Here is a 279-nt window from a genome sequence, read left to right as displayed (position 1 = left end):
ACCACCGAACCAGCACAGCGGCGACTGCTCGCGGTCAACGGCGAGGATGCCTGGCTGGCCGGCTGGCAGCTCGTTGCCCTGCTCGTCCAGCACCACGATGCGGTGGCCAGGAATGGCATAGCCGGCCGAACCCAGGTGTACCGGGTGCTGCAGGCCATGGTGGTTGCACAGCACCATGCCCAGTTCGGTCTGGCCATAGTGATCGTGAATGGTCACGCCCAGCTCGTCGGCGAACCAGCGGATCACCTCGGGGTTAAGCGGTTCGCCCGCACTGCTGAC

Annotated in this window: 1 protein-coding gene; it reads right to left on the bottom strand. The window is 65.9% G+C overall.

Annotated elements, in window-relative coordinates; translation table 11 throughout:
- On the bottom strand, positions 1–279 hold a 279-nt coding region (locus SB719_RS19710; RefSeq protein ID WP_412159673.1), incomplete at both ends, for an AMP-binding protein.

Source organism: Pantoea sp. SIMBA_079 (genome assembly GCF_046940275.1).
In the GTDB taxonomy this organism is placed as follows: Bacteria; Pseudomonadota; Gammaproteobacteria; order Enterobacterales; family Enterobacteriaceae; genus Pantoea; species Pantoea borealis.
The sequence above is the reverse complement of the archived record's forward strand: the minus strand, read 5'-3'. Positions and strand labels throughout refer to the sequence as shown.